The sequence below is a fragment of the Pseudomonas syringae pv. coryli str. NCPPB 4273 genome (genome assembly GCF_000972175.1).
Taxonomy (GTDB): domain Bacteria; phylum Pseudomonadota; class Gammaproteobacteria; order Pseudomonadales; family Pseudomonadaceae; genus Aquipseudomonas; species Aquipseudomonas syringae.
In genome coordinates this window covers 20,267-44,726 of the sequence record NZ_AWQP01000002.1, presented here as the reverse complement: position 1 = coordinate 44,726, position 24,460 = coordinate 20,267, and the positions used below count along the sequence as shown (strand labels likewise).

The 24,460-nt window shown below is 56.9% G+C and carries 26 protein-coding genes; 8 read left to right on the top strand and 18 right to left on the bottom strand.

The genetic code is table 11. The features are described 5' to 3' along the window. Window positions 1-22 precede the first annotated feature (22 nt). Window positions 23-769 carry an ATPase gene (locus tag P406_RS00620; RefSeq protein WP_003341906.1) on the bottom strand — a complete coding sequence of 249 codons (747 nt, stop codon included), beginning with the start codon at window positions 767-769 and terminating at the stop codon, window positions 23-25. After that, window positions 756-1,025, bottom strand: a complete 270-nt coding sequence (locus tag P406_RS29615) for a hypothetical protein (protein WP_003341904.1) — start codon at window positions 1,023-1,025, stop codon at window positions 756-758. The genes P406_RS00620 and P406_RS29615 overlap by 14 nt, the downstream gene beginning before the upstream one ends. A gap of 552 nt (window positions 1,026-1,577) precedes the next feature. On the opposite strand from P406_RS29615, the gene P406_RS00610 reads away from it, so the two are divergent. Further along, complete coding sequence (locus tag P406_RS00610; RefSeq protein ID WP_003409015.1) at window positions 1,578-3,821, top strand: putative bifunctional diguanylate cyclase/phosphodiesterase; 2,244 nt, start codon at window positions 1,578-1,580, stop codon at window positions 3,819-3,821. Between the two features lie 318 nt (window positions 3,822-4,139). Continuing rightward, window positions 4,140-5,396, top strand: a complete 1,257-nt coding sequence (locus P406_RS00605; protein WP_046235012.1) for a sensor domain-containing diguanylate cyclase — start codon at window positions 4,140-4,142, stop codon at window positions 5,394-5,396. Between the two features lie 86 nt (window positions 5,397-5,482). Here the strand turns inward: P406_RS00605 and P406_RS00600 are convergent, their stop codons facing one another. Beyond that, complete coding sequence (locus tag P406_RS00600; RefSeq protein WP_046235011.1) at window positions 5,483-7,222, bottom strand: dipeptidase; 1,740 nt, start codon at window positions 7,220-7,222, stop codon at window positions 5,483-5,485. A 133-nt stretch (window positions 7,223-7,355) separates the two neighbouring features. Further along, entirely contained in the window at window positions 7,356-7,793 is a 438-nt protein-coding gene (locus tag P406_RS00595) for a GNAT family N-acetyltransferase (protein ID WP_046235010.1), read from the bottom strand. 152 nt (window positions 7,794-7,945) lie between these two features. Between P406_RS00595 and P406_RS00590 the strand changes: the two genes are divergently transcribed. Next, window positions 7,946-8,155 carry a hypervirulence associated TUDOR domain-containing protein gene (locus P406_RS00590; RefSeq protein WP_003320186.1) on the top strand — a complete coding sequence of 70 codons (210 nt, stop codon included), beginning with the start codon at window positions 7,946-7,948 and terminating at the stop codon, window positions 8,153-8,155. Between the two features lie 109 nt (window positions 8,156-8,264). On the opposite strand, the gene sodC is transcribed toward P406_RS00590, so the two are convergent. The 3 genes from sodC to P406_RS00575 all read right to left on the bottom strand — a co-directional run bounded on the left by sodC (window position 8,265) and on the right by P406_RS00575 (window position 10,410). Next, window positions 8,265-8,783 carry a superoxide dismutase family protein gene (sodC, locus tag P406_RS00585; RefSeq protein ID WP_046235009.1) on the bottom strand — a complete coding sequence of 173 codons (519 nt, stop codon included), beginning with the start codon at window positions 8,781-8,783 and terminating at the stop codon, window positions 8,265-8,267. A gap of 244 nt (window positions 8,784-9,027) precedes the next feature. Continuing rightward, the gene (locus P406_RS00580) at window positions 9,028-10,038 is read right to left on the bottom strand and encodes a zinc-dependent alcohol dehydrogenase family protein (protein ID WP_003365244.1); all 1,011 of its coding nucleotides are present in this window, start codon (window positions 10,036-10,038) and stop codon (window positions 9,028-9,030) included. A 63-nt stretch (window positions 10,039-10,101) separates the two neighbouring features. Continuing rightward, a complete protein-coding gene (locus P406_RS00575; RefSeq protein WP_017277782.1) occupies window positions 10,102-10,410 on the bottom strand; it encodes an ArsR/SmtB family transcription factor in 309 nt (102 codons plus the stop codon). Between the two features lie 146 nt (window positions 10,411-10,556). Between P406_RS00575 and P406_RS00570 the strand changes: the two genes are divergently transcribed. Then, window positions 10,557-11,345 (top strand): transporter substrate-binding domain-containing protein, encoded by a 789-nt coding sequence (locus P406_RS00570; RefSeq protein ID WP_046235008.1) that lies wholly within the window; start codon window positions 10,557-10,559, stop codon window positions 11,343-11,345. 117 nt (window positions 11,346-11,462) lie between these two features. Beyond that, a complete protein-coding gene (locus tag P406_RS00565; protein WP_046235007.1) occupies window positions 11,463-12,461 on the top strand; it encodes a hypothetical protein in 999 nt (332 codons plus the stop codon). 56 nt (window positions 12,462-12,517) lie between these two features. On the opposite strand, the gene P406_RS00560 is transcribed toward P406_RS00565, so the two are convergent. The 10 genes from P406_RS00560 to P406_RS00515 all read right to left on the bottom strand — a co-directional run bounded on the left by P406_RS00560 (window position 12,518) and on the right by P406_RS00515 (window position 21,304). Continuing rightward, on the bottom strand, window positions 12,518-13,537 hold the full coding sequence (locus P406_RS00560) for a branched-chain amino acid aminotransferase (RefSeq protein WP_003314085.1): 1,020 nt from the start codon (window positions 13,535-13,537) through the stop codon (window positions 12,518-12,520). 149 nt (window positions 13,538-13,686) lie between these two features. Then, window positions 13,687-14,328, bottom strand: a complete 642-nt coding sequence (locus tag P406_RS00555; RefSeq protein ID WP_003415305.1) for a CatB-related O-acetyltransferase — start codon at window positions 14,326-14,328, stop codon at window positions 13,687-13,689. A gap of 38 nt (window positions 14,329-14,366) precedes the next feature. After that, window positions 14,367-15,251, bottom strand: a complete 885-nt coding sequence (locus P406_RS00550) for a glycosyltransferase family 2 protein (protein WP_032698049.1) — start codon at window positions 15,249-15,251, stop codon at window positions 14,367-14,369. Window positions 15,252-15,507: 256 nt separating this feature from the next. Continuing rightward, the gene (cyoE, locus tag P406_RS00545) at window positions 15,508-16,395 is read right to left on the bottom strand and encodes a heme o synthase (RefSeq protein ID WP_003314082.1); all 888 of its coding nucleotides are present in this window, start codon (window positions 16,393-16,395) and stop codon (window positions 15,508-15,510) included. Between the two features lie 10 nt (window positions 16,396-16,405). Further along, window positions 16,406-16,738 (bottom strand): cytochrome o ubiquinol oxidase subunit IV, encoded by a 333-nt coding sequence (cyoD, locus tag P406_RS00540; RefSeq protein ID WP_003409003.1) that lies wholly within the window; start codon window positions 16,736-16,738, stop codon window positions 16,406-16,408. After that, entirely contained in the window at window positions 16,738-17,370 is a 633-nt protein-coding gene (locus P406_RS00535) for a cytochrome o ubiquinol oxidase subunit III (protein ID WP_003409001.1), read from the bottom strand. Before P406_RS00535 ends, cyoD begins: the two co-directional genes overlap by 1 nt. 3 nt (window positions 17,371-17,373) lie before the next feature. Beyond that, the gene (cyoB, locus tag P406_RS00530) at window positions 17,374-19,386 is read right to left on the bottom strand and encodes a cytochrome o ubiquinol oxidase subunit I (protein WP_003408998.1); all 2,013 of its coding nucleotides are present in this window, start codon (window positions 19,384-19,386) and stop codon (window positions 17,374-17,376) included. 3 nt (window positions 19,387-19,389) lie between these two features. Then, a complete protein-coding gene (gene cyoA / locus P406_RS00525) occupies window positions 19,390-20,331 on the bottom strand; it encodes a ubiquinol oxidase subunit II (RefSeq protein WP_046235006.1) in 942 nt (313 codons plus the stop codon). Window positions 20,332-20,341: 10 nt separating this feature from the next. Next, window positions 20,342-20,542 carry a hypothetical protein gene (locus P406_RS28515; RefSeq protein ID WP_003314077.1) on the bottom strand — a complete coding sequence of 67 codons (201 nt, stop codon included), beginning with the start codon at window positions 20,540-20,542 and terminating at the stop codon, window positions 20,342-20,344. Window positions 20,543-20,794: 252 nt separating this feature from the next. Beyond that, window positions 20,795-21,304 (bottom strand): disulfide bond formation protein B, encoded by a 510-nt coding sequence (locus P406_RS00515; protein ID WP_003408994.1) that lies wholly within the window; start codon window positions 21,302-21,304, stop codon window positions 20,795-20,797. Between the two features lie 612 nt (window positions 21,305-21,916). On the opposite strand from P406_RS00515, the gene P406_RS00510 reads away from it, so the two are divergent. The 3 genes from P406_RS00510 to P406_RS00500 all read left to right on the top strand — a co-directional run bounded on the left by P406_RS00510 (window position 21,917) and on the right by P406_RS00500 (window position 24,213). Beyond that, window positions 21,917-22,813, top strand: coding sequence for a chemotaxis protein (locus tag P406_RS00510; RefSeq protein WP_003408993.1), 897 nt, complete (start codon window positions 21,917-21,919; stop codon window positions 22,811-22,813). Between the two features lie 65 nt (window positions 22,814-22,878). Next, a complete protein-coding gene (locus tag P406_RS00505) occupies window positions 22,879-23,340 on the top strand; it encodes a GNAT family N-acetyltransferase (RefSeq protein WP_046235093.1) in 462 nt (153 codons plus the stop codon). A gap of 117 nt (window positions 23,341-23,457) precedes the next feature. After that, entirely contained in the window at window positions 23,458-24,213 is a 756-nt protein-coding gene (locus tag P406_RS00500; protein ID WP_046235005.1) for a YkgJ family cysteine cluster protein, read from the top strand. An 18-nt stretch (window positions 24,214-24,231) separates the two neighbouring features. On the opposite strand, the gene P406_RS00495 is transcribed toward P406_RS00500, so the two are convergent. Beyond that, the gene (locus P406_RS00495; RefSeq protein ID WP_046235004.1) at window positions 24,232-24,456 is read right to left on the bottom strand and encodes a hypothetical protein; all 225 of its coding nucleotides are present in this window, start codon (window positions 24,454-24,456) and stop codon (window positions 24,232-24,234) included. Between the last annotated feature and the right edge of the window lie 4 nt (window positions 24,457-24,460).

The window sequence follows — 24,460 nt, the reverse complement described above, 5'->3', positions numbered from 1 at the left end:
CGTACTCAGATAAAAAGCACTTCTAAGGTTGCGGATCGATAAGCCGTTCAAGCTCTTCAATAGAGACTTTGCACCACTCCGGGACTTCGTCAACTTTGTATTCGACAATCGAAGCGTCTGTGATTTCTGCTTCGAGCTCTGCAGTATCTCCGGAGTTATCAAACAAGTATGCTCGGCTCGTCGCCTGGATGGCCTCCGGCAGTAACGCCAGGCATCTGTGATAACGAGTATGCACTTTCTCCGGTGTGACATTATGCCCGCCCTCGCCAACACGAATCGCGATCCGGTTGATATTGATACTCGGGTTTTCGGTAGCGACAAAATATAAATAGGTCCGGTATCCCATTGCCTTGGCTTTTTTGATGAACTCCACTTTGGAACGATCTGACATGACCGTCTCAAACGTGAAGCTGGCGGACTGATCAAGCAATTGATGCCTGATGAAGTCAGCAACCACCGAGGCGTGGTAGGACGTGAAGGTAATGCCTTCAATCAATAGCGATTGGGCGGTGAGGACGAAATGCTCAGCCTGGCAAGCCAACTGCTCTCTTTCAATGAGGGGGTGGGACGAAAAAAACGTCCGGAAAGCCTGCTGGTCAGCGTCAATCGAAAAGGAAGAAAGATCCAGAAACCCGTTGTCACCCACCTCACGCTCAAGGTCGTCAGCATTGACGTAGATGTAAATCAGGTCAGGATGAAGTATGCGTTTGATGGTGCTTTTGCCTGAACCGTTGGGGCCGGCAAAGACACGTAGCCTAGGTACGGGCACTGGTAGTGGACCCTGGGCCGATCCTGAAAGAGCCGGTCGTTACCTTGCGTCTCGGCTTCGAGGCACACACGACTTTCTCCGTGCCGTCCGCACATTCGGCGACGATAAATCCTCCTTTGGACAACAACACTGTCTGCCCGGACGATTTTGCCTTCTCATAAGCCATTCTGGTTGCGATGGACGCTTTAGCCGGGATCTGGGCTTCCAGCTCCTGAATAGCTTCTTCAGACAGTATGTTTTCTGGAGATCTGGGCATGAATCCTCCTTATCGGCATATTCAATATGAACCTCAACGACCAGATCATAGCCCTAAAAAGGTTTCCTCGACACCTGCCGATGCGCGTCTGTGTTACCAGTCGTGAGGACCGTGAATCTGACAGACCCTCGCATGGGTGGACTTGCACGTACGTATAAAAACCGTAAACCAGAACACACTGAAACAAGGCGTATCGATCAGTCTATCCAGGCATCTACCGTCCCATGCAACCTTTTCAAACCAGCCCTGTCCTAGCCATTAATACGTGATGGCACTTAACCATCACCTCGTATTCGCTGTATTAACACATGAACCCCTACTGCAGATTCGCCGGTGAATGACAGCCTGGCTTGTTAGGCAATGGGTCAGTCGTCGCCTCGACCAAACGTCGTGAGCAACTTCAAGTCTGTACGTAGTCGCAGCTGAAAACTGCTCAATCAACCAGGCCATGTCTCCGCGCAGCTGGAAGAGGTCCACAGGACGGATCCACCGCTTATGCGCTGCCAAACATGATCCGGGCCACACATGCGCGCCACTCAGGAATAGTGATCGATGAACCCACAGGGCTATGAGCACGACCACGTCATACCGACGAATATTGAAGATGTTGCCAAGGTATTGCAGGCCGCTGCTCACTCCGCCTCGTGCACCGCCGGTTTACTGATGGTATCCAGCGCTACAGGCTGGGAGCAGTTGGTTACCTTTGGTCCAAGCCTGCCCCAAGCGGGTGAGGCATGGTTGAGGATGATCTCGTCGTATGGCGACGTGGTGCTGGTCGGTCAGGACAGCCCGGCGAATGCGATGGAAACCAACACGGGGGCGACGCTGATCTACGTCGCTATCCGTGGCTTCAGGCATGAGTTGCTCGGCGCAATGCTGTTGAGCAACAGCGATGACGCAACGGTGCTGAGCGCAGCGCAACGCTACGCGCTGCAGGCCCAGGCGGTTCATATTCGCACTTACCTGCAACCGGGGCGTGATCCCGAGGCCAACAATCCGCTGGTGACTTCGTTCGAACGCCTGCGCTTGCTTGAATCGGTTGTCATCAACGCCAATGACGCGATTCTTATCACCGAAGCGGAACCCATCGATCTGCCCGGCCCGCGTATCGTCTATTGCAACCCTGCGTTCCTGGCGATCACCGGCTTCACTGAAGAGGAAGTCATAGGCCGCACGCCCCGGATCCTGCAGTGTGAGGACACCAGTCGGGCAACCCTGGACGTTATTCGCGAGGCGCTCAGTCACTGGCGACCGGTCGAGGTCGAACTGCTCAACACCCGCAAGGATGGCAGCCAGTTCTGGGTCGAGCTGAGCATTGTGCCGGTGGCCAACGAAAAAGGCTGGTTCACCCACTGGGTGTCCGTGCAGCGCGATATCACCGAGCGCAAGGAGTCTCAGCAACTGGCTCAGCGAGCTCGGCTGGAGTGGGAGGAAAAGCTTGCGCTACAGAGCCGGCTGGAGGAACGCGAACGCATTTCCGAAGAGCTGACCTATATCGCTTTTCACGATGAGCTGACCTCGCTGTTCAACCGCGCTTACCTGATGAACGAGTTGACCACGACATTTGCAACCCGTGATTCTCGTTACGAACGGGCAACGGTACTGTTTCTGGACCTGGACGGCTTCAAGGTGGTCAACGACAGCATGGGGCACCTGGCCGGGGACAAGTTGCTCAAGGCGGTCGCGAACCGATTGCAGACCTGCGTCCGCTCGAATGACGTGTTGGCACGAATCGGCGGCGACGAATTTGCGATCCTGCTGATGGGCAAGGATCAGCCTGAGACTGCCGTAAAAATGGCTGAACGTATCGTCAGTCAATTGCACACGGCAATACAGATCGAAGGCCAGGACATTTTCATCTCGTGCAGCATCGGCATTGTCACCGCAGGTGAAAGCCATACCAAGCCCGAAGAGTTGCTGCGTGATGCCGATGTGGCCATGTACTCCGCGAAAAAACAGGGCAGAGGGCGCTGGAGCATCTTCAACACCTCGATGCGCGAGGCGGCGATCGATACGCTGGTGATTCAGAACGCGCTACGCCAGGCACTGGAAGACAAGGACTTCCTGGTCTTTTATCAGCCGATCTACAGCGGTAACTGTGAACACCTGGTCGGGGTCGAGGCGCTGGTCAGATGGAACCATGCCACCATGGGCATCATTTCCCCCGATGCGTTCATCCCGATTGCCGAAGACCTCGGGATCATTCATGAGCTGGGGGCCTGGGTCATGCATCAGGCGTGTAGCGAAGTGCAGGCCTGGCGCAAGGAGTTTTCTCACCTGGACCTGAGGCTCAACGTCAATGTGTCCGGGAAAGAGTTGAGCCACCCTGGATTCGTCGATCAGGTGACACGGATCATCGCCGCCACCGGCCTGCCTGCGGGCCAGCTTCAGATTGAGGTCACCGAATCGGTGTTTCTCTATCAGCCTGACGCGATCGCGGAGATTCTCCGACAGATCAGGCAGCTTGGCGTGCGAGTGGCGCTGGATGACTTCGGCACGGGTTACAGCTCGCTCGGCTACATCGACCGCTACCCGATCGATGCGGTGAAGATCGATCGGTCCTTCGTGTCCCGAATGATGACGTATGAGCGCAGCGAAGCCATTGTCAGCAGCATCCTGTCGCTGGGCCGAGCGCTGAATCTGGATATCACCGCGGAAGGCGTGGAGACAGCGGAGCAATACAACCTGCTGCGCAAAATGGGCTGCCCTTACTTTCAGGGCTATCTGCTGAACAGGCCGATGCGCTCAGAGGCACTGCTGCATATCATCAAGTCTGCTGCCGAATGCACTGCCTGATTTACGCCGACGGTGATGGGCCGGAATGACTCCCGGCCATTGCGCAGCCTGAGCGTGAGCATGCTGTCTTGTAATGTGTCCCTACCTGTAAAATCTTGCCAATGATCTGGTAACTGATCCAGGAAGCTCTGCGCAGCGTACTGAATACCGTCGTGATGGGCGTCATGCACCCGTTTATTCATGTGGGTATAGTGCCAGTGCAACCAGTGCTCAGTGCCTGCGGTCCAACTCACGGCATCCATTGTCCAACCGGCATTGCGTCACACATTATCTGATCAGAGCCGCGATCAATTAACGGATCACTCGACAGGAAATCAGATGACCTCATCCAGCCAGCGTCTTGCCTTGCTTGAAGCAGTTGTTGAACAGTCATTCAATGCCGTATTGATCACCGACGCCAATCTGGCAAATGGCGGTCCCTTCATCGTGTACGTCAATCCGGCCTTCTGCTCCATGACCGGCTACACGGCCGAGGCATTGATCGGTGCCTCGCCACGGATCCTGCAAGGCCCGGACACCGATCCTCAAGTGATCGAGCGGATGCGCGAATGCCTGAGCGAAAGTCTTTTTTTCGAAGGGTCGACAGTCAATTACCGCGCGGACGGAAGTCCTTACATCGTCGAATGGAAAATTTCTCCCGTGCGCGACGATGCAGGCACGGTGTGCAACTTTGTCTCCGTGCAGCAGAACATCAGCCCGCGCATCCGCGCCGAGCGGGAGCAACACCTGCTGGCGCAGGCACTGAACGCTGCGCTTGATCCGATTATCATCACCGACTGCAATTCCACCATCGTGTTTGCCAATGAGGCCTTTCAGCAGATCACTGGCTACAGCAGCAGCGAAATCCTCGGCGAAAACCCGCGGATGCTGAGCTCTGGAAAACACGATGAGGCGTTCTATGCGCAATTCAAGGAAGCGTTGAAGAGTGGCGCCCCGCTTCGCACGACCTTCATCAACAAGCGCAAGGATGGCTCGCTGTTCTATGCGGAACACAGCATTTCGCCGCTGTGTAACCTGGAGGGCGCAATCACCCACTATGTCAGCATCAGCCAGGATGTAACCACGCGCCTGGGCCGTGAACAAAAGTTGCTGGAGATTGCTCACAGCGATCCGCTGACCGGGCTGGATAACCGTCGCTCAGCCGAGCATACGCTTGAGCGACAGATACCTGCGGTGAGCATGTCGGGCAAGCCGTTCAGCCTGATCATCTGCGATATCGATCATTTCAAGGCGGTCAACGACCGGTATGGCCATCCTGCCGGCGACAGCGTAATCACCAGCGTTGCGGCCATCCTCAAACAGCGTATCCGCCTGCTGGACGTCGCCGCTCGATGGGGAGGAGAAGAGTTTCTGATCCTGGTGCGCGACAGCTCGTTGAAACAGGCGGCCGAACTCGCGGAGCGCATTCGCAAGAGCGTTGAAAGCCTGGTGATCCCGGAAACAGGGTCGGTGACCATTTCACTGGGCGTTGCAGAGCTCAGCGCCGGAGAATCGGCTGCCAGCCTCATTCAGCGTGCAGACAAGGCGCTTTATCAGGCCAAGCGTCTGGGCCGCAACCGGGTGGAATGCGCTTAGGCCAAGGCTCGGATTTACCCATTGTCCGCCTCGTTTGCCTGCGCATCGAACCCGGGCCTGTCCTTGCAACAGGCCCGAGCGTCGTGTCAGAGCTTCGGCAGCTGTCCGATACGCCCCATCATCTCGGTGACGATCTGCAGATCCAGCAAGAACTGCCCGGTGGTCTTGAACTCGTTGTCCGTATGACCAGTGTATTTGACTTCGGGTCTCGCCAGGCCGAACTGCACACCGTTGGGCAATGAATGGACCGACGTAGCGCCAGCCGACGTGCCAAAGGTGTGTGCCATACCAAGATTTTCACTGGCCACAGCGAGCAGCGCCTTGACCCACTCACCCTCGGGATTGCGGTACATCGGCTCGGCAATGGAATAGTCGAACGCTGGCTTGATAGCGGTCTTGGTACTCCAGGCCGCGAGCTTTTCGGCGATTTCGGACTTGAGCACCTGCGGCGACTTGCCTTTCGGCAAACGCAGATTGACCGCAAGTTTGAATGCCTTTTCATCCATTGCGACGTACGTCAGGGATGCGGTCAGAGGCCCCATGAAGTCGTCGGAGAAGCCGACGCCCAATTTGCTGCCCAGGTAATCGAGTCCCCAGTTGTCGGCGGCATAGCTAGCAGCATCGGTGATCTGGTTGTGTTTAAGCGCAACCTTGCCCTGCAGACTGTTAATGAAGTCCAGCATCCTCGCGACCGGGTTGACGCCGGACTGGGGTGCCGATGAGTGCGCGGACACGCCGGTCACGGTCAGCTTGACGTCCTTGCCGTCGCCCCTGGCATCGACCTCGAAGTCACCGCCATTGCTTTTCACGTACTCGGCACCGACCTGTTGCAAACTTGCAGCCAGCTCGGCAGGTTTGTCAGTCAGCAGAGTGGCGACCGACTTCGATGGAATCTGATTGGTGGCCATACCCCCGGTCATTGAAACGATCTCGGCACCCTCGCCTTCAGCCTTGCGTCGGGCAAAGCTGGCCATGATCGTGCCGTAACCTTTTTCGGCAATCACGACCGGGTAACCGCCATCCAGCGCCAGGTTGTAGGCGGGCGTCGGGTTACGCTCGAAATAGTAAGGGATGGCGTCACCGGCCGTTTCTTCCGTGGTATCGATCAGCAACTTGAAGTTTCTGGCCAGCGGCAGTTTTTCTTCCTTGATGACTTTCATGGCATAGAGCGCCACCACAATACCGTTCTTGTCATCCTCGGTGCCGCGTCCGTACATGCGATCACCGATCAACGTCACCTTGAACGGGTCCAGACGAGTGCCGTCAGGCAAGACCCAGTTGTCCGGCGTGACTGGTACAACATCGGCATGCACATGAATGCCCACCACTTCATCACTGGCCCCGTCGAGCGACACTTCATACACACGGTTATCGACGTTACGGAACTTCAGATTGAAGCCCTCGGCCAGGCGCTTGATCTTGTCAGCGATCTTTATGAATGCCGGGTTTTCATGCTGGGCAACGCCGTCGACACGAACCGTGGGAATCGCTACCAGCTCGCGCAGCGTTTCAGTGGCCGCGCTGCCGTACTTCATGCGGGTATACAAACCGAGCAAGCGATGAATGTCGTTTTGTTGCGCTGCGAAAAGTTGTTTGTTGTCGAGAAAGGCACTGATGGCCGGGCCAAAATCGGCAGTTTTAACCATATCAGCACTGGCAAGATTGTTCAGAAACTGCCTGAAATCCTTTACCGATGTATCACTGAATGTCTTGAGGATAACGGCGCTCTGTTGTGCAGTGACAGTGGCGTTTGCCAGACTGGTGAATGACGAGAGACTGGCCAGTATCAGGGTGGAGACGGCCAGCTTTTTGAGTGACACGTTCATTATTGAAGGCATTCCTTGGCAGGCAAAGTACGAATTTTCTGATCGTTTGATCAGGAAACTTTTCAACTTACACCAAGAGTAATGATGCGAGAATCCCCTTTTAAAACGAGATGACAGTGCACACCTGACTTTTTCACATGTCGTCCTGTCCAGCGAACGACTTCAATAGCGTATGCCGGCTCCAGGGGCCACAGTAGCCGGGAAGACATGCAACCGGCACGTAACCGCAACGCGCGTACCAGCTGGCGACATCGTCATCCAGTGTTTCGATCAGCGCGTCAGTACAGCCTCGCTTGATGGCCAAGGCTTCAAGTCTGTGCAGCGTCTGCGCCCCGAGCCCTTTTCCGCGCGACCCGGCATCGATCCAGAGATAACTCACAAACAGCCGCTGAAACTCGGTTCGGCCTGTGGCGCCGCCAATCAATAGATCGTTCTCCATGATCATGCAGGCAATAGGATCAGCCACTCCCCCTTTCGCCTCGGACAATGCGCGACCGTGTTGCAAGACGCCGTCAGCAACAGCCCGGGGTTGATCATTGGTAATCTGTGCGCCTGTAAGCCACTTCATCATGTCAGCACTTCCTTCTTAACGAACTGCGGATACATGAGCAAGATAAAGGCCAACCACCCGATCAAATACAGTGAATTCTTCCCCCGCCGAACACTCCGAACAGTAACGAGCGAACGCCGCAGATCAGTCGCTCCCCACTCGAGGACATCTGAATGACCACCGCATTCAAAGTTGGTGACGCCGTACACTGGAACTCCGAGGCAGGCCAGGTGCATGGCAAAGTCACCAAAGTACATGTGCAGGACGTGGAGTTCATGGGCAAACATCGGCCCGCTTCAAAGGACGATCCGCAGTACGAAGTGAAAAGCGACAAGACCGGTCATTCGGCGATGCATCATGGGGATGCGCTCAAGCACGCGTGATTGCTCTGCGCAGCGTCGTGGAGAGAAAGGTGTAGCGCCCGTCTCACTCACGCGAGAAAGCTGCAACCATTGGCTTGCCTGCACCCGAAACGGATGCAGGCGTGCACCATCAGATCACGCCGCAGGCAGCACGATCACCGCCACCGCCCAGAGGTGCCGGTTGGTCGGAATGGTTGTCGCCGCCGGCGTGAACCATCAGCGCGTGGCCTTTGACTTCCGAGAGTTTCTTCAGGCGTGGGGCAAGCACCGGATAAGTGGCAGTGCCGTCAGCAGCCACGTACAGCGCAGGCAGATCGCCTAGATGGCCATCGGCGTAAGGCCCCAGATGCTCGCCGGTCTTGGCCGGGTCGAAGTGACCGCCAGCTGCGAGGGCAGCGACCTTCTTGCCGTCCTTGGTACCTGCTTCGCAACTGCCGTTTTCATGCACATGAAAACCGTGGATGCCTGCAGGCAGCTCTTTCAGATTCGGAGTGAACAGCAAGCCGTATTGCGTTTCGCTCACCGTAACGCTGCCGATAGGTTTGGGCGCGCCATCAGCGCTGACCAGATTGACCGGAACGTCCAGCGATGCAGCCTGAACACCGAAAGAGAAAACGCCAAGCAGACCTAGCAAAAGATGAGGTTTCATAATTTCAATGCGTCCCTGATCTGATAATCGAATTGAACGTGGCACCAGGCAGCGCGGAGGCTGCACAGCACGAACGTCTTTCATGCCACAGAGGATGTGACCACAGACCTGCGAACTTGATGCAGGGAAATGAACGGGGATCGCCGGGGAAAGTAATGCAAAACATCACGACTGGCCTGCCGACACAAGGGTCGGCAGGCCAGCGCTGTTCATCTGTGCTCAGTTAACAGCACAGTGTTGCGGATCAGATATCCAGGCAGATCTTGCCGAAATGCTGATTGGTTTCCTGATAACGGAACGCTTCGACGATGTCGGTCATCGGGAAGGACCGGTCCATGACCGGACGCATGCCGTTGGCATCAATGGCGCGGATCATGTCCTGTTGCTGGGTGCGACTGCCGACCAGCACGCCCTGCATGCGCAGTTGTTTGACCAGCGCCGGGACGAATTCCAGTTGACCGGCAACACCGCTCAGAATGCCGATGACCGAGATGTGGCCAGCGACCCGGGCCGCATTCATGGAATGCTGCAGGGTCGATGGACCGCCCACATCGATGATGTGATCCACACCGCGGCCGCCGGTCAGCTTGCGGGCAGTCTCGCCCCAGTTGCTGTCCTTGCGGTAGTTGATCAGGTGGTCGGCGCCCATGGCTTGCAGACGCTCCAGCTTTTCATCACTCGACGACGTGGCGATAACGGTCGCACCGACCATCTTGGCGAACTGCAACGCGAAAATCGATACACCGCCAGTGCCCTGTACCAGAACGGTATCGCCGGCTTTCAACGCGTCATCGACCATCAGCGCACGCCACGCGGTCAGGCCAGCGGTGGTCAGCGTGGACGCTTCGGCATGGCTGTAGCCCTTTGGCGCAAGGGTGAACGAGGTGGCACGGGCAGTGACCTGCTCGCGGGCATAACCGTCGACGCCGTCACCCGGCACTGTGACAAAACCTTCAACCAGCGGCTCGCCACTGATCCATTCCGGGAAGAACGTGCTGACCACGGAGTCGCCAACGGCGAACTCGCTGACGCCCTCGCCTACTGCGGTGACTACGCCCGCACCATCGGCCATGGGAATGCGTTTTTCCGTCGGTGCCCACATGCCGGTGACGACCGCGAAGTCGTGATAGTTGAGCGAGTTGGCGTGCAGACGCACAGTGATCTCACCGGCTTTCGGTGCAAGCACTTCGCTTTCGCCCACGCTGACCTGATCGTAGCCGCCGCCAGCCTGCACGTAGATGGTTGTGTTGCTCATGGTCAATCTCCTATCAATTCAACATTACGCAAAATGACGAAATGTATAATTAGCGCTCAAAGCCTAGAGTTCTTTCTTGAGCCTGTCGGCAAACCGGTCGATGGCCTGCTCGTCACGGCGAAAATAGGTCCACTTGCCAATCCTCGTTGCCTGAACCAGCCCGGCACGTTGCAGGATGGCCAGATGCGCAGACGCGGTAGAAGCCGACAGGTTGGCCTTGGCCTGAATGTGCGACACGCACACGCCTATCGCCGGATCACCGTGGTCCTGGGGAGGGAAATGGGCTTGCGGGTTTTTCAGCCACTCCATGATCAACATGCGAGTGTCATTGCCGACCGCTTTGATTTGCTCAAGAATCATGGGGCACAACATTACGCTTTTTTACGAAATGTTCAACCCCTGATTTACCCTCCCCCGGCCAACGGCATGTTTTGATTACAGCTTCACATCGACCTGACAAATGAAGCAATCTGTCGACTCCAATAAAACCGACTGCACCGCTGAGAGCATCCAGACTGATGATGAATCTTAAATACAGCGCCCTGACCGCCCTGCTGCTGGGTATCACAGGCATGGCTCAGGCTCAGGACTACACCTCGCATCTGGACAAGGTGCTGCAAGCTGGCCAGTTGGCTGTCTGCACCACTGGCGACTACAAGCCCTACACCCTGCTGCGCGAAGACGGTGAGTACGAAGGCATCGATATCACCATGGCCCGTTCACTGGCCAAGAGCCTGGGGGTAAATGTGCAGTGGGTGCCCACGACGTGGAAAAACCTGATGCCGGACATGGTGGCCGGTAAATGCGACATCGGTATGGGTGGCATCTCGGTGAGTCTGGAACGCCAGAAAAAAGCGTTTTTCAGCAACACGCTGGACGTCGATGGCAAAATCCCGCTGGTCCGCTGCGCCGATCAGGCCCTGTATCAGACGGTCGAGCAGATCAACCAGCCCTCTGTGCGCCTGATTGAACCCGCTGGTGGCACCAATGAAGCCTTCGCTCGCGCTCATCTGCCAAAGGCGTCCCTGGCATTTCACGACAACAAGACCATCTTCCAGGAACTGCTGGACAAGAAAGCTGACGTGATGATCACCGATGCTTCCGAAGCGCTCTACCAGCAGAAACGCATGCCCGGCCTGTGTGCGGTCAATCCGACCCGGTCCATGCAATACGGCGAAAAGGCCTACCTGTTGCCACGCGACGATGTCGCCTGGAAAGGCTACGTGGACCAATGGCTGCACCTGAGCAAGGCCACCGGCGAGTATCAGCAGGCGCTGGGGGAATGGCTGGCAGTGCCCGCCGAGTGAGTGTGAAGCAGTTTTGCCGGGCACTGCCTTCGACGTCTTGCTGTGTAATGGTTGCAAGGCGTGTCCGGGTGAAATAGCGTGTTACGGCAACTTTCACTGGAAGGCAGCCAAACGAGCATGAAGCCCAGCAAACCCATCACCCGTGCGTACTGTGTGGAACTGCAGCAGGAGCTGTCGATCGCCGCTGCCCGACGCGAATACTTCTCTCAGGAGCCGCCACGCGCACGCTTCGAGTTTCTCTGCTCGACCGAGGCGTGCAGGGCAATGGGCGCGAAGGTTACCGGGGTTCGCTATGACGTGAAGCCACAGGACAACCCGACCTTCGTCGCCGCGCACTTTCGCGCCAACCCGCATTACGACCATCACTCGGGCTGCGAATGGGTGGATGAGCGCGCAGAAGCAGAGGAAGAACCGAACGATCCGGTCGAAGAAACCGATGTACAGACACGCCTGCGCAAGGCCAAACGCAAGCTGGACGATTACATCGATATCTTCGACCCGGTCATCAAAGCGCCGACCAAAGACGCGTCCGGCCCGGAAAGGCCCGATGCTGGCGCTCAGCGCCCTGCTGCAACGCTTCCGGTCACAGAACCTGCCAAGCCGCCGACTGCTCGCTACAGCGAAACACGCACCAATAACCTCGAGCGGCTGGTGGACAGCTATCGGCAGGCCAAGGCAGAGCTGTCACTGGAAGACTTCAAGCTGCTGAAGCTGAAAATTCCGGGCCAGGGAGAAGTGTCGCTGCGCTCGTATTTTCGCCATATCAAATACGCGCAATCAGGCGATAACGGCCGGGTGCTGTTCGGAGGTGGTCTGATCGAGCAGCGTTACGGGCTGGGCTTCAAGTTCAGGTTCTTCGACCGTCTGGACGGCAAACTGGTGACGCTCTACGTGTCGCCTGCGCAGATGCAGGCCTATCGCTCCAGCCGCTACATCAGTGAGCTGCTGAGCCATGCGGAGGACGTGAAGTTTTTCACGGTGTATGCGTTGGGAACGGTCACACAGAGCCCGTCAGGCAAAAGCTATGGCCTGGAGGTCGACGACTTGCGGCATCTGGCGATCGTGCTGGGGCCGGCGAAGGAGCCGCTTGAGGAAGGGAAAACACCTGAAGCCTGAGCATTGGGTCGAGGATCGTTCCAGCGTTCGACGCTGGAACGATCCGGGTCAGCTCATCAGACTTTGACGATCCAGCCGGCTGGCGCCTCGATGTCACCGGACTGAACGCCGGTCAGCTCCTTGTACAGACGCTGAGTCACAGGACCGACTTCGGTCTGGCTGTAGAACACGTGCAGGTTGTCCTTGTAGGAAATCCCGCCGATCGGAGTAATGACCGCAGCCGTACCGCATGCGCCCGCTTCCTTGAACTCGCCGAGCTGGTCGATGAACACATCCCCTTCTTCGACCGTAAGGCCCAGGCGGGATTTTGCCAGTTCGATCAACGACAGGCGGGTGATCCCCGGCAGCACCGATGGTGACTTGGGCGTCAGGAACACATCGTCCTTGGTGATGGCAAAGAAGTTGGCCGAACCCACTTCCTCGATCTTGGAGTGGGTCTGCGGATCGAGATAGATGCAATCTGCAAAGCTGTGCTTCTTGGCTTCGGAACCGGGCATCAGGCTGGCAGCATAGTTACCGCCGACCTTGGCCGCGCCTGTCCCGTTGGGCGCAGCGCGGTCGTAGCCGGAGATGACGAAATTGTTCGGCTTCAGGCCACCTTTGAAATAGGCGCCCACCGGAATGCAGAAAATCGAGAAGATGAACTCAGGCGCGGTACGCACACCGATGTTGTCACCCACACCGATGACGAACGGGCGCAGGTACAGCGCACCGCCGGAACCGTAAGGCGGGATGAAGCGTTCGTTGGCCTTGACCACTTGCTTGCAGGCTTCAATGAACACATCGGTCGGGACATGGGGCATCAACAGGCGGGAGCAGCTGCGCTGCATGCGCTGGGCGTTCTGATCGGGACGGAACAGATTGATCGAGCCATCCTTGCAGCGGTAGGCCTTGAGCCCCTCGAAGCACTGCTGACCATAATGCAGCGCGGTCGACCCTTCGCTGATATGCAGCGTGTTGTCCTCGGTCAGTGAGCCCTGATCCCAGGCACCGTCGCGCCAATGAGAAAGGTAGCGCTTGTCGGTCTTGATGTAATCAAAACCCAGAGTGTCCCAGTTGATGCTTTCTTGACTCATAACGCCCTCTATCATTTTAGCGACTGCCTGGTCGAGTCAGGCCAATGCCTTATTCTGCCAGATCATTCGGGCCATGAGGCTCGAAATAAATGCAAACCGACATGGCATTTCTGAAGCAGGTCCGAACGCACAGGCGCTTTTGCGGCCAGTCAGTTGCCCAATGGCCGTGATGTGGCCTGGCGCTGGCGAACGTATGAGAGGAAGGCGTCCATGTCCGAGCTGCACAAGGTCCGTGCCACGGATTTGACTTCCTCCATGGGCCAGTCCCACCAGGCCGTCTGCAGCAGCAGTTGACGAACATCCTCTTCAAAGCGCCAACGGATGAATTTGCACGGATTACCACCGACAACCGAATAGGGGGCGACATCGCGTACAACCATCGCGCCAGCACCGACGATTGCACCGTGACCGATCGTGACGCCTGACACGATGAGCGCGTTGGCGCAGATCCAGCAGTCACTGCCAATGGTGACATCACCCTTGCTGGGGGAGTAATCCTTGATATCTGCCAATTGCTCGACCATTGCGGGAAATGGATAGGTCGTGATCCAGTCTGTGCGGTGCTCACCACCCAGCAGAATCCTCACCCCTTCAGCAATCGAAGTGTAGGACCCTACGCGCAGCACGGAGTCATCACCAAACTCGACGATATCCGGCGCGCCGTACGTGCCTACACCCACTTCGGCTCGCGGGTATTGCAGTCTGATCTTCTGCGCAAGCCTCTCCAGTTTGTCGAGTTTGCGCAACTGCTTGCGTATTTTTCTGTTTTTTAACAGCTCGATGAATTTCATATCTTCAATCACATGTTTTTTTGACAGCCAGGCCGCGCTTACCGATAGCTCAGGAGCAAACGCTTGCAGCGCCGCAAGGTCGTTCTGTTGATCTGCCTCCACGGGATGGAAAACAACAGACTCCACGCATATCGCTTGTCCGCGACCGCGGCATATTTCAAGGCCTTGTTGATGGCCTGAGTACGACCACTCTGGTATTCGCGATGATCCCGATAAGGCTCGATGCTCTTCAGGTCAGCCTCAAGCAACACCTTGTACTTGCGCGAAAGGTTGTTCGGGTGACGCCGATAGCGTGTGACGATCTCGGGGAGCACATGAATTTCATAGCCCAGATGAGCGATTTTCAGTGTCGCCTGAAAGTCCTGAACCCTTATCTGCGGGTCATAGCCGTTCGCATCCTTGATGGCCTTCATGCGGTACAGAGCGACCGGCGCGCCGACGACCACCGCGTCGCGCAATATGTCATCGAACGTCAGCCGCTCGATGTGATCGCGAGACTGACGTTTGATTTCCTTGCCGTCGCCATCCATGTAGCTGACCAATGCGCCGACACAGCCTACTGCAGGGTGATTGTCCAGATACTCGGCACGAATCCGCACCGAGGAGGGAAGCATGATGTCATCCAGGTCCGGCGTGGAGAGGTAAACGCCTTTGGCGTAACGCAGACCATGGTTGAGGGCAGCACTGACGCCCTGATTGGCCTGGCGATAAAGCTGGAAAGGATAGCGTTGCTGCAGGGACTCAAGCATCGCGATGCTGTTGTCGGTCGAGCCATCGTCAACGATGATGACCTCGAAGTTCTCGTAGTCCTGAGCAAAAATGCTTTGAATCGCGACCTCGAGAAATCGCTCGGCGTTGTAGCAAGGGGCAACGATGGAAACCAAAGCGCTGGGCGTGGGGTTCTGACTTTCTGAAGACATCATGGGTAGCAGCCATAATCATGATCAGCCCTGGCGGGCTCGGAAACCGGATATCCGTAACAGGTCGCTTGAAAACGGCACATCATGCGGCAAGCGCTCCTGATTTTCCATGAAAGGTCAAAAACGCCCTGCAAACAGGCGTTTACAACCGCCGAAAAACTGTCGGCATGCCCTGCCTTTCATCCAGTGTAGATCGACACCCAAAAAAAACCCCGTTCTTCGCAGAACGGGGTTTTTTCATATCGCGTATCAAGTGGGATCAGAAGGCGTAAGTCACCAGCAATTCTTTCGTCACCTGAAAGTCGACCGACATCATCACGCTCAAGGCAGTAATGGTGAAGATCGAAAACACGAACAGCTTGCGAGCCCAGACAGTATCGTCAACAGCCTTGTAGCCCTTCCAGGCCATGTACAGCCAGTACATGCCCATACCCGCTGCGACAGCCAGGTAGTTGAGGCCCGCGTAGCCACCGACGGTCAACATCAGGGTCGCTACGAGGAACGCCAGGATGTAGAGCATGATGTGGCGCTTGGTAACCAGAATGCCGCGCTTGACCGGCAGAACCGGAATCTTCGCAGCCCGGTAATCATTGAAGCGGAAGATGGCGATCGCATACGAATGCGGCATCTGCCACAGGCTGAACATCACCAGTAGCGTCAGGGCCGCAAAGTCGAAGCTGTTGCTCACTGCGCAGTAGCCAATCACCGGCGGCATGGCCCCCGAAAGACTGCCCACCAGCGTGCCGTGAACGGATCTGCGTTTCAGGTACAGGCTGTAAAGGCCGACGTAGATCACGAACCCGATCACTGCAAACAGTGCGGCCAACGGATTGGCCTCGGTGTACAGCAGGCCAACGCCTGCAATACCGAGCAGGGTTGCGTAGAGCAGCGCCAGTTTCAGTGAAACCAGTCCCTGCACCAGAACCCGGTTACGGGTTCTTTCCATTCGCTGATCGATATCGCGATCGATACAGTTATTGAACACACAACCGGACGCAACGACCAGGGAAGTACCGATGACCGCCGCAAGGAACACGCCGAAATCGATATTTCCCTTGGAAGCCAGAAAAAAGCCACCTGCCACCGAAAGCACGTTACCGAAAATGATCCCCGGCTTGGTGATTTGGATAAAGTGCTTCAGTGACATCTGGTATTCCTCAATGCGCCATCATTTCGCGGTGGACGCTGAAAATGATCCACAGCGACAAGCCGACCAGCAGGACGATAACCATCGTGGTAAAGGCGAAGGCCATCACGTTGTTACGTTGCACGCTCGTGAAGTCCAGATGCAGGAAGTAATGCAGGTGCACCAGAATCTGGATGATCGCGAAGACCAGAACGATTGCGATCGTCATGTCCTTCGGCAGTGAAGGTGACATCACCAGGGCAAACGGAATGGCGGTCAGGATGATCGACAGTACGAAACCGATGACGTACGACTTCACTGAGCCGTGACTATTGTCTTCAGCGGAGTGATGCGAATTTGACATTACAAAGCTCCCATCAGATAGACAACGGTGAACACGCCGATCCAGACAACGTCCAGGAAGTGCCAGAACAGGCTCAGGCAGCTCAGGCGCGTCTTGTTGGTGTTGGTCAGGCCCTTTTTCTGGACCTGGAACATCATGATCGCCATCCAGATCAGACCGCTGGTCACGTGGGCGCCGTGCAGGCCTACCAGCGCGAAGAACGCTGACAGGAAGCCGCTGCGGCTCGGACCGAAGCCCTCTTCGATCAGGTGATGGAACTCATAGATTTCCATGCCGATAAAGGCAGCACCGCACAGAAAGGTCAGTGCCAGCCAGCCCAGTACCTGGCTCTTATTGCCCTTGTACAGTGCCAGCATGGCAAAGCCGTAAGTGATACTACTGACCAACAGGAACGCGGTTTCCACTGCCACGAATGGCAGCAGGAAGATGTCCTGGCCCGACGGGCCGCCCGCGACACTGTTGACCATCACGGCGTACACCGCGAAGAACGAGGCGAACAACACGCAGTCGGTCATCAGGTACAGCCAGAAGCCGTAGACCGTCATGCCACCGCTGTCGTGGTGATCGTCATGCCCATGATCATGGTCGTGACCGTGATCGTGGGCTCCGGAGTTGATTGCAATATTTGACATTGTTTAAACCTGTTCCAGCGAGGACTTGACAGGAGTGTATGCACCGTTGGCCGCCAGGACCTTGTGATGCTCACCTTCAATACGCGCTACATCTTCAGCAGGCACCATGTAGCCCTGGTCGTCACGCATGGCGTGAGCAACGAAGACAGCAATGGTCGCAACCAGGCTTGCGCCTACCAGCCACCAGATGTGCCAGATGAATGCGAAGCCGAAGACCGTCAGCAACATACCCATGTACAGGCCGGTAGCCGTGTTGTTAGGCATGTGGATCGCCGAGTAGCGGGCAGGAACCTTGTAAGCGGTACCGGCACGTTTTGCATCGGTGAACGGGTCGATGTCGTCAGCTTTTGGCAGCTCGGCAAAGTTGTAGAACGGTGGAGGCGAAGAAGTGGACCATTCCAGGGTATGGCCATTCCATGGGTCACCGGTCAGATCGCGGTTGTTGTCGCGGTCACGGATACTCACGAACAGCTGGATCAGCTGCGAAGCGATACCCATGGCGATCAGCACGGCACCGAACAGCGCGACGTCCAGGTAGATGTTCCACTCTGGCATGTCAGTAGCGTTCAGACGACGGGTCATGCCCAGGAAGCCCAGCGCGTACAGCGGCATGAATGCGACGAAGAAGCCGACGATCCAGAACCAGAACGCTGCCTTGCCCCACTTCTCGTTCAGGGTGAAACCGAACGCTTTAGGGAACCAGAACGCGAAGCCGGCGATGTAACCGAATACCGCACCGCCGATGATGACGTTGTGGAAGTGAGCGATTACGAACAGGCTGTTGTGCAGCACGAAGTCGGCACCCGGGATCGCCAACAGAACGCCGGTCATGCCGCCGATCGAGAAGGTGACCATGAAGCCCAGGGTCCAGAGCACCGGCGCAGTGAAGCGCAGACGGCCCTGATACATGGTGAACAGCCAGTTGAACAGCTTCACCCCCGTCGGGATCGCAATCAGCATCGTCGCCAGACCGAAGAACGCGTTGACGTTGGCACCCGCACCCATGGTGAAGAAGTGGTGCAGCCAGACCATGAAGCCCAGGATACAGATCGCACCAGAGGCGAAGATCATCGACTTGTGGCCGAACAGACGCTTGCCGGAGAACGTGGAGATGACTTCCGAGAACACGCCGAAGGCCGGCAGGATCAGGATGTACACCTCAGGGTGACCCCACGCCCAGAACAGGTTCACGTACATCATGGGGTTACCGCCCATTTCGTTCGTGAAAATGTGGAAGTCCAGGTAGCGGTCAAGGGTCAGGAACGCCAGGGTAGCGGTCAGGATCGGGAACGAAGCCACGATCAGGATGTTTGCCCAGGTGCAGGTCCAGGTGAAGATCGGCATGTCCATCAGTTTCATGCCAGGGGTACGCATTTTCAGAACGGTCACGAGGAAGTTGACCCCCGTCAGCGTCGTACCTAACCCGGATAACTGTAGCGCCCAGATGTAGTAGTCAACCCCTACGCCAGGACTGTATTGCAACCCGGAAAGAGGTGGATACGCGACCCAGCCGGTCTTGGCGAACTCACCGACACCCAGAGAGATGTTGATCAGCAGCATACCTGCGACCAGCAGCCAGAAGCTCAGGGAGTTCAGGAAAGGGAACGCCACGTCGCGAGCGCCGATCTGCAGAGGCAGAACGATGTTCATCAGACCCGTGAAGAACGGCATCGCCATGAAGATGATCATGATCACACCGTGAGCGGTGAAGATCTGGTCATAGTGCTCAGGCGGAAGGAACCCTTCGGAACCGTTCTGGGCCATCGCCAGTTGGGTACGCATCATGATCGCGTCGGCAAAACCGCGCAGCAGCATGACCATGGCAACGACGATGTACATCACACCGATTTTCTTGTGGTCGACAGAGGTCAGCCACTCAGACCACAAGTACGTCCACTTGCGGAAATAGGTGATCAACCCGACAACCGCAATGCCGCCGAGCGCGATCATGGCAAGTGTCACCATGACTATGGGCTCGTGGAACGGCACCGCTTCCAGACTTAATTTGCCAAACATCGTTTACTCCTCTGCCCCAGCAGCTGAATTTTTGCCTTTTTCCGCACCAGCCTCACCGGCTACTTCCTTCTCACCAGCAACAACCTTCTTGCCTGGATTCATACCTTCATACTTGTCGATGACGATCTGGAACAGGTTCGGGGTGACCGAGGAAAAGAGTTCGACAGGGTTGCGTTCGCTCGGCTTGATCAACTCGGCGTATTCGGCCGTGCCAAGCTTTTTGGGCGAGCTCTTGACTTCGCTGACCCAGCTGTCGAAATCAGCCTGGCTGGTAGCGATGGCCTTGAACTTCATGCCGGTAAAGCCTGCGCCACTGTAGTTGGCCGAAATACCGTTGAATTCGTGATTCTCGTTGGCAATGAGGTGCAGCTTGGTGTGCATGCCCGCCATCGCGTAGATCTGACCACCCAGACCCGGGATGAAGAACGAGTTCATCACGCTGTCCGAGGTGACCTGGAAGTTGATCGGAGTCTTGGCCGGGAACACGATCTTGTTGACCGTGGCAATGCCGTAGTCCGGGTAGACGAACACCCACTTCCAGTCAACCGAGATAGCCTGGATGGTGATCGGCCTGACGTCCGAATCAAGCGGACGGTAAGGGTCCAGCGAGTGAGTCGAGACGTAAGTGATGTACCCCAGGAAGACCAGCAACAGCATGGGTACGCCCCAGACTGCGATTTCGATCTTGGTGGAGTGAGACCAGTCCGGCGTGTACTTGGCAGCCTTGTTCGACGCGCGATACTTCCAGGCGAAGATCAGCGTCATCAGGATGACCGGGATCACGACAATCAGCATCAGCAACGTTGCGATTATGATCAGGTTCCGCTGCTCGATACCCACCTGCCCTTTTGGATCGAGCAGAGGTACGCCATCGCATCCACTGAGCAAAAGCATACAGAAAAGGGCCAAGAAGCCAAAAAACCTGGGGTACCTTTTTTTACTCATTTCACGACCTCTAAAAGCAGCTTGCGCGGTGCAGTTGGGTTTCGACCGCCAACACTTCGCCCTGCCAGTGCCGGCTAATTTTTTTGAATTGAACAAGGGCCGCCAGTACGCACAGCGGCGTATCGACAAGTCCGGGTTTAGCTATGGATTCTTGTTTTTTGAGTTGCTGGAACTGCCCAAAACTTCGGGCAGACGCTTTCGACGCGGCCATTATACGCCCTCAGAGGCAAGCGTTGCGCTGCCTGTTCAGAGTGCACAGGGGACGCTCCAAGCCTCAAAATGCTGATCGTTCGGCCAAGCTGAACGACAAGTGACGGGGATTGTAGATACGTAAATTTTTAATGACTATGCCTAATTTTGTAACAGTTATTCTCTATACGCGTAACAATCGTCCTGCAAACGCCTCATTTCACCCGAAAAAAGCCCCGTATTCACGGGGCGTTTTTAGCGAAAGCCCCTGTAGTTAGTAAGGTTTGCGGCGATTGCGGATGATGCACGCCGGTACCAGAACTGCAGTCAGGACAAACGCCGTCAGCGCCCATTGCGCGAGTGACAATCCGAGAACCGGCGGATATGGCGTCGTGCAGAAACCGCTGACCTGAAACCCTGTAGGGAACAGTGTAGCCAATGGCAGGCCATCGACAATCGGCTGCAGCACATCGATGCCGCAGCTGTCGGACGGATGGGCGAGGATCCAGACATGCCGGCCGGCAGCAGCAATACCGCCAAGGGCACTGAGGGTGACCAGGGTTTCAAACACCGTGACGCTGCGACGTCCGGGCATTGCGGCACCGATGAACGCAAAAATGGCGATGAACAACAGTGCGTAACGCTGCAGAATGCACAGCGGGCACGGCGCTTCGCCCAGGGCGATCTGCATGTACAGGGCGCCGCCGATCAGGGCCAGGCAGATAATGCCCAGCAAAACCAGAAAGCGCTTTTCGCGTCTCAGGTACAACGTGTTGTCGCTCATTCACATACCTTACTGAACTGATCAAAGGGTTGGTCAACGCCATGCAGCGTGCGTGAGCAACCTGGACGAGGGTGGACGGCCTGGCTGAGCCGAGGCGTGCGCGATGATCATCTGTCTGATTCGGCAACTCAAGCATTGGCCAGCCATACGGACGCATTTGCCGGCCAGGTGGTCTGCGCAGCAGCAGATGCACGACCGACAGGACGTTTTTTGCAGGGGCCGGATGCAAAGCCCTTCTATATATAGAAGGGTGCGTCAGTTTGTCGCAGTTCTTCTTCTATATATAGCTGCGGTATTTTGTCGCAGGGCGCCTTTCTGGCAAAGCACTATGACGTGCGAACCCGCTACACAGGTTGTGGGAATGCAGAGAGCGACAATCTGCCGCCCTCCCCCGGTTTGACTCAACCGAAGCCAGACTGCCACTATCGGCGCATGGGCAGCCAGTTTCTCGGGCCCGCCACGGTGCAGTGCAACGACGTCCAATGGCAAGCGAACGGCGCGCTCGGCTGTCGGTTAAAAATCCTCAAGCCAGCCCGCCTCGGGTCGATAACCTGTCATAGAAAGTTGTTTGCCGCTACCAGGCGACGAAACACCTACAGCCAGAAGGTTCATATGTCCAAGAACGTCCGAGCAGATTCACTTTCGCTGCTCCTCTTCACGTTGCGCAGCGGCAAGCTGATGGCGATCAACCTGCTCAAGGTCAGCGAGATCATTCCCTGCCCGCCTCTGACCCATCTTCCCGAATCGCATCCACACGTCAAAGGTATCGCGACGTTACGGGGTTCGTCACTGTCGGTTATCGACCTGAGTCGTGCGATCGGCGAGCGACCGCTGGCCGATCCCGACGGTGGCTGCCTGATCGTCACGGATGTCAGCCGCTCGAAGCAGGGCCTGCACGTTCAGGCCGTGAGCAAGATTGTGCATTGCCTGACCACCGATATCCGTCCGCCGCCCTACGGGTCGAGCAGCAAGTCGTTCATCACCGGGGTCACGCAGGTCGACGGCGTGCTAGTACAGGTACTGGACATCGAGAAAGTGATCCACGGTATCGCCCCTGCGCAGATCGTCGTGCAGTCCACAGAGCTGGCCAAAGAGGATGCGGAACTGCTGAGCAAGGCGCGGATTCTGGTTGTCGATGACAGTCAGGTTGCCCTGCAGCAGTCGATCATTACCTTGCGCAATCTCGGCCTCGAATGCCACACGGCGCGCAGTGCCAAAGAGGCCATCGACGTTCTGCTCGACCTGCAGGGTACTGCGCGACAGATCAACGTGGTGGTGTCCGATATCGAGATGTCGGAGATGGACGGCTACGCCCTCACCCGCACACTTCGGGATACCCCGGACTTCAGTGACCTGTACATCCTGCTGCACACCTCGCTCGACAGCGCGATGAACAGCGAGAAGTCGCAGATTGCCGGGGCCAATGCCGTGCTGACCAAATTCTCGTCACCCGAGCTGACCAAATGCCTGATCGAGGCCGCACGCACAGTGGTCGCCCAAGGGCTCTGATCCCTGAGCGCACAGCCACACAACGTCCGAACCTGACCGATGCATCCGCCGCGCATTACTGGCTGATGCGTCGGGATCTTGCAGTGCCAGTGCCCATCCCGGCCTGGCCGCCTGGCATCCAGCCACACCCTTTTACGCTTGAGCGAGCCGCAGAGGTTCATCGCCTGCTGACCCTGGGCTATGGCAGCGCGGCAGGCTGCGTGGCGGATTATCCGGACTGGCTGGCTGCATTCGAACACGATCCTGAATGCGATCCGTCGCTGTGCTTTCTGGCCATGCGTGCCGAAACGGTAGTCGGTGTGATCGTGTGCTGGACCAGCGCATTCATCAGGGACCTGGTGGTGCACCCTGATGTGCGACACAACGGGATCGGCCACGCCCTGCTCAATCATTTGTTCACCCATCTGCATACGCGCAATGAAGCATCGGTCGACCTTCACGTCATGGAAAACAACCTGGCGGCGCGGCGGCTTTATGAAAAATCCGCAATGGCTTATCTCAAGCGTTTCGACACCCCCGCAGCCTGAGCCCGCTGTTGACCGGCCCGACGAGTGGCGCGCAACTTGCTTCCCGAGAAACACCAAGCGAGTGAGTGACCAATTGTTGTCGCTTGCCGCCTACCTGTTGGACGGGTCATCGAGATAATGGACACCAAGTTTTCCTGCGTGGGGTGTGGCGGCTGCTGCACCGACCATCACGTACCGCTGACGCTCGGCGAAGCCGCGCAATGGGCGGCAGATGGCGGCAACGTCATCGTGCTGACAGAGGCATTTCTGAGCAATGGCTATGGGGTTTCCGAGACGCAGCTGACCCATGCCAGCCGTCGCTCGGCCGAGGTCAGCACTGGCAGCACCACAGCCTTTGTGGCGATCACCTTCGCGGCCTACAACATGGGGCGCTGCCGGAATCTTGACGAGAAAAACCTGTGTCGCATCTACGAGCGCCGGCCACTGGTGTGCCGAATCTATCCGATGGAGATCAACCCGCACATTCCGTTACGCCCGGAGAACAAAGGCTGCCCGCCGGAGTCCTGGGAGCAGGGTCCTGACCTTATCGTCAACGATAGGCTGGTCGATAGGCAACTGATAGACCTGATCGAACAGTCGCGTCAGGCCGACCGGGATGAAATAGAGACCAAACAACTGATTTGCCAGAAGCTCGGCATCCGTACTACCGCCCTCAAGGGCAACGGTTTCGTCGCTTACCTGCCGGACATGGGCGCGTTTGCCGCCGCTATCGAAGAGGTCGCAAATCCAGCGCAGGATGAGCAAGCCCAAGGCTCGAAGTGGGAATTTCACGTCGCCGGCCAGCACGTTCTGGACACCCTGCAACAGGAAGGTGCCGAGGTGACTGACCGGCAGCCAGTTTCCTACCTGTTCATCCCCTTGCAGGCGGCCTGAGCAGGATCACTCAGGCGATCAGCGCTTGCCCATCGACCTGCGGGTGCCAGCCGGCGCGACGCCGGGGGTCTTATGGTGGCCGTGCTTGTTGTTTTTCTGATGCCACGCCGGCTCCTTTTTGGCCTGGGCAAACTCCGAAGGCTTGAACGGAAAGCTGAAAGGCGCAATGACAGCCTTGTTTTCAGTGTCTGCGAGGGAGTGGGCTGCGGCGTCTTGAACAGGAGGTTGTTCAGGCGTGGTCATGGTG

Bases quoted from the DNA above. Each gene is read 5' to 3' on its own strand.
- P406_RS00570 (WP_046235008.1), top strand. From the start codon at position 10,557: ATGATGAATCTTAAATACAGCGCCCTGACCGCCCTGCTGCTGGGTATC.
- P406_RS00505 (WP_046235093.1), top strand. From the start codon at position 22,879: ATGCGTCGGGATCTTGCAGTGCCAGTGCCCATCCCGGCCTGGCCGCCT.
- P406_RS00595 (WP_046235010.1), bottom strand. From the start codon at position 7,793: ATGATGAAGTGGCTTACAGGCGCACAGATTACCAATGATCAACCCCGG.
- cyoD (WP_003409003.1), bottom strand. From the start codon at position 16,738: ATGTCAAATTCGCATCACTCCGCTGAAGACAATAGTCACGGCTCAGTG.
- cyoA (WP_046235006.1), bottom strand. From the start codon at position 20,331: ATGAGTAAAAAAAGGTACCCCAGGTTTTTTGGCTTCTTGGCCCTTTTC.
- P406_RS00500 (WP_046235005.1), top strand. From the start codon at position 23,458: ATGGACACCAAGTTTTCCTGCGTGGGGTGTGGCGGCTGCTGCACCGAC.
- sodC (WP_046235009.1), bottom strand. From the start codon at position 8,783: ATGAAACCTCATCTTTTGCTAGGTCTGCTTGGCGTTTTCTCTTTCGGT.
- P406_RS00535 (WP_003409001.1), bottom strand. From the start codon at position 17,370: ATGTCAAATATTGCAATCAACTCCGGAGCCCACGATCACGGTCACGAC.
- P406_RS00575 (WP_017277782.1), bottom strand. From the start codon at position 10,410: ATGTTGTGCCCCATGATTCTTGAGCAAATCAAAGCGGTCGGCAATGAC.
- P406_RS00590 (WP_003320186.1), top strand. From the start codon at position 7,946: ATGACCACCGCATTCAAAGTTGGTGACGCCGTACACTGGAACTCCGAG.
- P406_RS00580 (WP_003365244.1), bottom strand. From the start codon at position 10,038: ATGAGCAACACAACCATCTACGTGCAGGCTGGCGGCGGCTACGATCAG.
- P406_RS28515 (WP_003314077.1), bottom strand. From the start codon at position 20,542: ATGGCCGCGTCGAAAGCGTCTGCCCGAAGTTTTGGGCAGTTCCAGCAA.
- P406_RS00610 (WP_003409015.1), top strand. From the start codon at position 1,578: ATGAACCCACAGGGCTATGAGCACGACCACGTCATACCGACGAATATT.
- P406_RS00605 (WP_046235012.1), top strand. From the start codon at position 4,140: ATGACCTCATCCAGCCAGCGTCTTGCCTTGCTTGAAGCAGTTGTTGAA.
- cyoE (WP_003314082.1), bottom strand. From the start codon at position 16,395: ATGTCACTGAAGCACTTTATCCAAATCACCAAGCCGGGGATCATTTTC.
- P406_RS00565 (WP_046235007.1), top strand. From the start codon at position 11,463: ATGAAGCCCAGCAAACCCATCACCCGTGCGTACTGTGTGGAACTGCAG.
- P406_RS00555 (WP_003415305.1), bottom strand. From the start codon at position 14,328: ATGAAATTCATCGAGCTGTTAAAAAACAGAAAAATACGCAAGCAGTTG.
- P406_RS00510 (WP_003408993.1), top strand. From the start codon at position 21,917: ATGTCCAAGAACGTCCGAGCAGATTCACTTTCGCTGCTCCTCTTCACG.
- P406_RS00600 (WP_046235011.1), bottom strand. From the start codon at position 7,222: ATGAACGTGTCACTCAAAAAGCTGGCCGTCTCCACCCTGATACTGGCC.
- P406_RS00495 (WP_046235004.1), bottom strand. From the start codon at position 24,456: ATGACCACGCCTGAACAACCTCCTGTTCAAGACGCCGCAGCCCACTCC.
- cyoB (WP_003408998.1), bottom strand. From the start codon at position 19,386: ATGTTTGGCAAATTAAGTCTGGAAGCGGTGCCGTTCCACGAGCCCATA.
- P406_RS00550 (WP_032698049.1), bottom strand. From the start codon at position 15,251: ATGATGTCTTCAGAAAGTCAGAACCCCACGCCCAGCGCTTTGGTTTCC.
- P406_RS00515 (WP_003408994.1), bottom strand. From the start codon at position 21,304: ATGAGCGACAACACGTTGTACCTGAGACGCGAAAAGCGCTTTCTGGTT.
- P406_RS00560 (WP_003314085.1), bottom strand. From the start codon at position 13,537: ATGAGTCAAGAAAGCATCAACTGGGACACTCTGGGTTTTGATTACATC.
- P406_RS29615 (WP_003341904.1), bottom strand. From the start codon at position 1,025: ATGCCCAGATCTCCAGAAAACATACTGTCTGAAGAAGCTATTCAGGAG.